The following is a 7,380-nucleotide window of genomic DNA, read 5'->3' as shown; positions in this document are numbered from 1 at the left end:
CGTCCAGACACCGCTTACGATGAAGAAGCCCATGTTCGAACACTCCGCGCCGCACTACCCGATGCGAGCCGAATTGGCCGGCCGCAGCTCGATCTCGATTTCGCATTCACCTTCGCGGCTCGCTCGGCCGGGCTCGTCGGGCCAAACGACCGTTTCGACGTTTATGCTAGCGACGGCACGTTCCTCCTGGGGGCCTTCCTGCTAGAAGATGTCTGCGTCACGGCCCTGATCGGCGGTGCGCCGTTCATTAAAGACAAGAACGTCCATATGACGGCTTCCGGCTTCCTGGGCACCGAAGGGTATCAGGCGGGCGCGATCCGCACGCTCCTATACTCCCGCGGTTTGATCACGCAGGCGAACGCGATCTCGAACGCACGCGATGCCCTCGACGGCAACACTGATCTCGATCAAGGCATTAGTGGAGATCAGTCGGCGACGCCCGGCTTTTCTCAGACCGATGCTAATCTTGTTCCCGCCGATCGCAACAGCCTCGCTTTCGGACGGACGTTCGGTCAAGTCCTTAACATCGCATACCTCAACACTACGCAGAGCCCAGGCGGCTTCTTCCCGCAGGGCCTACGAGGTCGTCTGCGGTAATCTTGGCCAATCAAAATAATAGCAGACCGTAGATCAACACACTGACGAGCTCTGCTATCAAAGGACTGAACTACGGCATCGGAGTCCCGCGAGGCAAGCTCGCGTGGCTTTGCTAGGGTTGTGCCATACGCCTTAATTTGACGGCGGTGGAAGAACGCTCTGTCCTCCAACAGATACGAGGCGTGATTGCCGACAGCTGTGGGAACGATGTGGTCGATCGCTAGCTTCGCCATCCTCAGTGCCTGCTACGTTGGACCGCTTCCATGCATATATGGCGACAGTAGCGGTCGTATCCGGGCGAGCATGGACGACTTGGTGCAGGATCTTGATCTCGAGATCCGTGTGCCTTTGCGCGCATCGCGGGCGCATCACAAGAGGCCCCGCGAGTCCTGGCCCAGCGACCAAACCGGACGAACGATCCACATAGACATCCAATCTGGCAAGTAGGTTTTAAGATGCTGTGGTTTAGGCATTGAGCATCGGGAGCTTGGCGTACCTAGGCGCGCCCCTTACCCAGCGCGCCTTTATCGCTAAGAAGAAACTTAAGCGACGCTCTCTTCGTAGAGACCAGAAATGGCAGCTGCGGAGAACGGATCTTTGACTAAGCCGCATTACATCGTCCGACGTAGCCGGTCCGGTCGGTTCAACTTCGTTCTGATCACCGAAGCCGGGCGCTTCACGGGGTTTGTCTCCATCCGAGGTGAAGGTCAATCCAGCGCTGAAATCAAGCGGCAGGCTAGTGATAAAATTCGTGCCCTCGCTATGAGTTTCGCTGAGGCTACCCGCGTCACGTTGATGGCGGAGGATGAGCCGGTGAGTGAGACTGAGGCGGACGAGCCGCCCCTCCCCGGCACATATGATTCATAGGCTCTACATAATATTGCCGGAGTATGCTGCGTACGCAACTCGTCAAAGCTATAGTGTAGTTACTATTCGGACCGCGTTTGCGCATATTGTAAAGAGTTCTTCCACGGACGAAGTCTTCGCTGGCTCAAAACTGGATCGTGCCATCTGGAAGTATCACCACGGTACGCGGCTTAATCGGTCGGATGTCCCAAAGAATAGCTTCCGCGTAGCGAATGATCCGCGTCCCGTCGCTTGCAATGGGATGAAGATAGCAATGATTGAGCGCCAAAACTAAGCTCGGCACGCTGGCGCCACGCGAAGGATCAGCATTTAAAGTGAGCTGCACGACATCCTGTAAGCCAGTCGGGACCCGTGCCAGCACGGCGATAAATTGGTCGACCGTTTCGAAATCCAGGCCGAGGGACAGTCTCAGCCGCTTAATTGGCTCTGCTGCTGGATGATCGGACACCGTTCGAAGCAGCGTCAGCTTGAAGTGCGCTTGCCCGCTTTCTGGCATCTCCCAATGATGAGCTGTCGGAATTCCGAACAGCGGGGGGATCGTCCGTGGCAAGCGCTTCGAATGATCGGCGATGCGGAGTTCGGGCCGGCCGTTTTCACGATAGTGTAGTAGCGGATTGACCTTGCTGCCCACCACGTCTGGATAGCGTCCAAGATAGCTGAACGTGCTAAAATGCGGATGCGGATCGAGACCTTTAGCAGCACCGACCTTGAGGTAGTGCCGCAAGGGATTTTGCCGGGCCCTTGTCTGAAGCCGATAGAATGAAGTGTCGAAGTCCGCATTCGGGTCGTAACCCCGGCGCCCACCAATCAGGCTGTAATGCAGGTAGGGATCGAGGGCGGAGGCTGCCGCATCGGGATGGCTGCGCAGGTAAAAAGCGCTGTCGAACAACTTCGGCACCCGGCCAAAAATAAAGCGGCGCAAAATGCCAGTGAGCCTTCGGCTGAGGCGCGGTGCGGCAGTGTCGATTATGAGGCAATCGGTCGTGCGCGGCTCGGTCATGCGAAAGTCGAGGCCTCACAGATCCGGCGCAGATGTTCGCGGTAGATCTCCGGCGCGCATTCCGAGCGGATGCGTGCTAGTCCCGCGGACTGTACGCGTCGCCAGAGGTCGGCGGTCTCGTGGAGGCGCACGAGCCCCTCGGCGAAGGCCTCCGGATCTAGCCAGTCGCAGCTCTCGAAGCCGACGCCTTCCTCCCAGCCGATCTGCGCGGCCAGGATCGGTGTGACGAAGCACGGAAGTCCGTGCCGTACCGCTTCGTGCACCTTGTGCGGGATGCCGGCGGCGAAGCGTGTCGGAGCGATGCAGACGCGGGCTGCATCGAAGAACGGTCCGGCCTTGGGCACCCGGCCCATCACCATGACGCCGGGCCTCGTGTAGCGGGCGCGGATCGCGGGCGCGATGGTGCCGACGATCCGCAGCGTTGTGTCGGGCATTCGCGCCCGCAGGCGAGGCCAAACCGCGTCGAAAAACCAATCCAACGAATCGACGTTCGGCTGCCCGTCCTGCCCCAACGCGCCGATGAACAGGAAACCAGCCCGATCGGCGAATCGTGGGCCCAAGGCCTCTGGCAGCGCCATGGCATGACCGAGGACCGTCGAGTTGACGCGGGCGTAGTTCGCGAGCAGCCGCACCTCGGCCTCCGAGACGCAGACTACCTGATCGGCAATCGCGTAATATCGCGTCTCGGAGATTGCATCCCTTGCAAGATCGGCCGCAGTGCCGAAGCCCTGCTTCATCACGGCGCCAACGAAGGCGCGGGAGGCAAAAAGGGCTTCGGAATCGAACACAACGCGGGACTTCACAAACGCGCGCGGGCTTAATCCAGCATCAAGCAGAAGCTGCATCGCAAGAGCTATGTTATGCGGCCGGCTGACCCAGAGGACGTCGAAATAGCCCGTGCGCTCGCCGATTAACCGGGCGAGGCCGTCGCGTCCCTCGGAGGCAAGAATTTCGACCCGTTGGTCGATGTCACGGCAGCGCTGAGCCTGCTCTGCATCGGCTCGGTAAATCGGATAGAGCGTTACGCCGTAGCCGAGTTCGGCCATCGTGTTCACGATGTGGTTGGCGCGCGGATAGCCGGCGCCCATGTCGAGATGCGGAACGGTGTCGTCGATGAACAGAACACGCAACGCCCATGGGTCATGGTCGCGGGCGGCAATACCCGTGTGCTGCGGCCCCTGGCGGAATAGCCAATTGCGATGCCGATCCAGAAACAGTGCCCGGTTACGGTCGAGCAGCACCTCCACGTCGGCGCGCTTAGCACTGGTAGCGTTTTCGAAATGCACCGCGCTAGCACGCGCTTGGTAGATCACGCGCCGCCCGGCCTGATGGCAGCGAACGCAGAGGTCGGTATCTTCGAAATAAGCTGGCGCGTAGGCTTCGTCGAAGCCGCCGAGCGTCTGGAACAGCTCCTGCTCGATCATCAGCACGGCGCCGGAGACATATCCGACATCGCGGGTGAAGCCGGCTTCCGGTGCGAACGGGTCGGGCACCCCACGAAGATAGGGGTAGGTGATCTGCGCATCCTCTTGGAAGTTGGCGCCCGCCTCCTGCAGGATGCCGCCGGGGAACACGAGGCGCGCCCCGACAATCCCGATATGGTCGAGATCAGTGAAGGTTTGCGCCATAGCCCGCACTGCGCCCGGCATCAGGTCGACGTCGGGGTTGAGGAACAGGATAAAACGGCCGCGCGCGCGTGCCGCGCCGTCGTTGCAAGCCGACCCGAACCCGGCATTCGCCACGTTTCGGATGAGCGTCGCACCATCGATCCGGTCGAACAGGGCACCGGTCTCGGGCATCGATGCGTTATCGACGACGATCACCTCGAACGGCACGCCCGCAAGCCCCTGCTGCGCCGCGAGGCGCCACAGGGTAAGCGCGAGGATATGCCGGGCATTCAACGAAACAATGACGATCGAAACGAGCGGTGCATCTTCCTGCCGAAAGATGATCCGCACGTCGTTGAGAAAAAGGGCGTCCCAGACCAGGCGCGCTTCGGCGATCACCACCCGGCGCCCGACGTCGGCATCGACGGCATCGAAGGACTCGGCCACGATGGTTTCGCTCTTGGCTGCGTCACCCTTGGACACGTCGCTTTCGGCGCCGCCTTCCTCGACGACACCATCCTTGCCGGCGGGGCTATCGAGCAGATCGGTCTCGGGCATGTCGCTCATGGCTGGATACTCCCGCGGGCGGGTGCGATTGCGATCCGGCCGATCAGGTCGTCTGTGAGGAACAGCACCGTCCCGTTCGGGGCGATTGGAGCCAGTCCGATGCCCGACACGCTGACCACCGCAGGTACCGGTGTCAGTTCTGGACGCTGCGTCTCGAAGGCGAAACCTGGCGGCAAGCCAAGTGGTGCGATCCCGTCGAGCGTAAGCTCGTGCGCGCGGCCCCCATTGGGCTCGACCAAGAAAGCGACAACCGCACGAACACCGGTGAGCAGGTGGCTCGGCAGGACAAGCGCTAGGGCAAACCCGTTCGCGCTAGCGCCGACGCACCGTGCCGTGGTCGCCCAATCGGGCCGAGCGTCGCGGAACGCACAGGCGGCGGCTTCGCGAATCACACGCGGCAGGCGTTTCCCTCGGACCCATTCCGGCGACAACGCCACGGCGACGGGACCGAGCGATGGCGTCGTTTCCGGTGCCGGCGTGGATCCGGCAAACCAGCGGCGGCGCTCCGGCGCGTACCTAATCGCGCGTGCCGCCTCCTCGCCTAAGCGCTCGGTCGCCAGCAGCTGTCCGTAGGCCGGATCGTCCCGAAGCGCGGAGTTTGCCGAGCGGACACCGATCGGCCAGGACTGCGCTATCGGCTCAACGAATGCGGCGGTCGCCGCGACGGCAACGGGTTGCTTGCGGCTTGCAGCGTGGATTACGTCGGCGAGTTCGGCCTCGGCCTGCTGCGAGATCGTGTTGAAGCGCGCAAACAGTGTGGCGCAAGCTTCTGTCAACGCTGCGAGCGCGGCGGGATCCAATCGCAGCGCCAGGATCGCCGCCTTAACTGCGGCGACGTCTGCGCAACGATGGGCCGACGCCTCGGCACCGAACCCCTCGAAGCCGATCGCGGTGCCGACAACGGGCACGCCGTAGGACAAGGCCTCGGCGACCTTCATCTTGAGGCCGCTGCCCATCAGCATCGGCGCCACGATCACGTCGGTCTCCGCGTAAAACGTTGCGAGATCGTCAACGTAGCCGAGCAGCATCACTCCTGGCAGGTCGAGGCCGCCGAGCGCGTGGCAGATCTCGCCGGCGATCCGCAATTCCGGCTTGTCGGGCGTCCAGCCCGCGGCCCATGCGTGAGCGAACTTGCTGATTGAGAACAGGTTGGGATCGTTGCCGTGCCCAACGAAGCCGATCCGTGCGATCGCACGCGGCGCCGAGAACGGTGCGCGGACCGGAAATACCGGCGGCAGCAGCAGTACCCGCCGATCGGTCAACCCTGCGAAGTAAGCCGCCTCCTCTGATTGGATCGCCAGCACCACGTCGGCGCGGTCGAGCGCAGCCGCCTCGCTCTCGCGGTCGGTGTAGTAGAAGTTTGGCTCAGCTCGAAACGGACGGTACTGCAGCTGCCGGTCGGCGAAGCGGTCATGCGTGTCGATGAGCTTGAGCATGTCCTGTGCGTAATCGAGGCAGCGCGACAGGAACACGTAGTTAACGAGGATCGCCACAGTGTCGGGGTGTTCCGCGGCATACCACGCCACGAACCGGTCGAGCGCTCCCGAGCCCCATTCGTCGATCCCGAAAGTTAGGGAGCGCGTCTTCAGCGGGATCGTCTCGTTCGCTTCGATCAGGAACGTGCGCTGGAAGTCCGCCTGCATCGCCGCGAGATCGGTTGGCGGGTGCTGGCCGAAGCGGCGGTAGACCTGATCCTCGTGAGCGAAGTAGGCGAAGTCGACGGCAAAGCCCGCGCGTTGAAGCGCTGAGCAGGTGAGCGCCAGCCGTTTGCGGTTACCGGCGCTGGCTGGCGCGGCCGGCATCGGCGCGACCACGAGGACCGTGGCGATCGGTGCCAGAGTGGACGACGGGGTCTCAGCCCTCATCTGGCAGCCGCGCTCAGTCGCGCTGCGGCGAAGCCGCCATTTGCGATCAAGAAGGCACGCTCGGGTTGCCCAACCTCCGGTCCCCAGAGAGGATCAAGTTCGAGATCCATCCGCGACACCGGCGAGAACGTCATGCGCGCCGTCGCGACGCGTGCGCAACGAAGTCCGGGCCCGGAATCGAACAAGACGTAGTTCGGCACCTCCGTGCCCGAGATGCTGCAGGCCAGCGGATCGTCGACGAGCGTAACCACCGGCCCGTCCTTCGGCACCGGAAGGTCGCGAATAGCCGGCGCCAACAGGGTGATCGGGTCGGCCAGGGCCGCGGCGTTCCGAGGCGTCATCGACGAGAGAACGGCTCTGGCCATCACGGCGGCGTCGCCGGGTGAAAGCGTCCCCGCCGGTTCGGCCGGACCGGTCGCAAGGGTGATGGAATGGAAGTGGGTGGCGACGACGAGACTTGTCCCGCGTGCAAACACCGTCTCCGCAGCGTCGCCTCGCGTGCGCAGCAGCAGTAAGCCGGTCGGCCGCCTCTCCCGCGCGGTCATGCCGGCGAACGCCCAGGTCTCGAGCGTGACGTTGTCGGGCGCGATGACCTCGAGCGGAATCGGCATTGAGGTCGGCAGGCAAAAGCTGCAGAGCACCCAATCGGCTCCAAGGCGGAAGATGCGGGCGTTGTACCGGGTGGACGGGCCTTTACGGTCGAACGACGCGGTCATCCGTTATCCTCATCAAACGATCGCATCGCTAGAATTCTCGTTTCGAACGCATGACGCCCGCGGCGCCGGCTCCGCCCCCGGAGGATGAGCGTGGTACGGGAGCGCCAGTGCGTGCGCAACCCGGATGAAGCCACGGCCTGCAGTGAAGATGTCGCTTTCCG

At 62.9% G+C, this 7,380-nt stretch carries 5 protein-coding genes; 1 reads left to right on the top strand and 4 read right to left on the bottom strand.

What is annotated here, in order from left to right; genetic code table 11:
• On the top strand, positions 1-597 hold a 597-nt coding region (locus MFF13_RS24325; RefSeq protein ID WP_238273165.1), incomplete at its 5' end, for a ferritin-like domain-containing protein.
• Positions 598-1,588: 991 nt separating this feature from the next.
• Here MFF13_RS24325 and MFF13_RS24320 read toward each other — a convergent pair.
• From MFF13_RS24320 to MFF13_RS24305, 4 genes are read right to left on the bottom strand one after another with little or no spacing between them, the layout of a single operon-like run.
• On the bottom strand, positions 1,589-2,464 hold the full coding sequence (locus MFF13_RS24320) for a hypothetical protein (RefSeq protein WP_238273164.1): 876 nt from the start codon (positions 2,462-2,464) through the stop codon (positions 1,589-1,591).
• Positions 2,461-4,638 (bottom strand): glycosyltransferase, encoded by a 2,178-nt coding sequence (locus MFF13_RS24315; protein WP_238273163.1) that lies wholly within the window; start codon positions 4,636-4,638, stop codon positions 2,461-2,463. The genes MFF13_RS24320 and MFF13_RS24315 overlap by 4 nt, the downstream gene beginning before the upstream one ends.
• On the bottom strand, positions 4,635-6,503 hold the full coding sequence (locus MFF13_RS24310; RefSeq protein WP_238273162.1) for a glycosyltransferase: 1,869 nt from the start codon (positions 6,501-6,503) through the stop codon (positions 4,635-4,637). The genes MFF13_RS24315 and MFF13_RS24310 overlap by 4 nt, the downstream gene beginning before the upstream one ends.
• Positions 6,500-7,219 (bottom strand): hypothetical protein, encoded by a 720-nt coding sequence (locus MFF13_RS24305; RefSeq protein ID WP_238273161.1) that lies wholly within the window; start codon positions 7,217-7,219, stop codon positions 6,500-6,502. Before MFF13_RS24305 ends, MFF13_RS24310 begins: the two co-directional genes overlap by 4 nt.
• Positions 7,220-7,380 lie beyond the last annotated feature (161 nt).

The organism is Methylobacterium cerastii (assembly GCF_022179125.1).
Lineage (GTDB): Bacteria > Pseudomonadota > Alphaproteobacteria > Rhizobiales > Beijerinckiaceae > Methylobacterium > Methylobacterium cerastii.
This window is presented reverse-complemented; position numbering and strand designations above follow the sequence as displayed.

Coding starts and splice junctions, on each gene's coding strand:
- MFF13_RS24320 (WP_238273164.1), bottom strand. CDS start 2,464: ATGACCGAGCCGCGCACGACCGATTGCCTCATAATCGACACTGCCGCA.
- MFF13_RS24315 (WP_238273163.1), bottom strand. CDS start 4,638: ATGAGCGACATGCCCGAGACCGATCTGCTCGATAGCCCCGCCGGCAAG.
- MFF13_RS24310 (WP_238273162.1), bottom strand. CDS start 6,503: ATGAGGGCTGAGACCCCGTCGTCCACTCTGGCACCGATCGCCACGGTC.
- MFF13_RS24305 (WP_238273161.1), bottom strand. CDS start 7,219: ATGACCGCGTCGTTCGACCGTAAAGGCCCGTCCACCCGGTACAACGCC.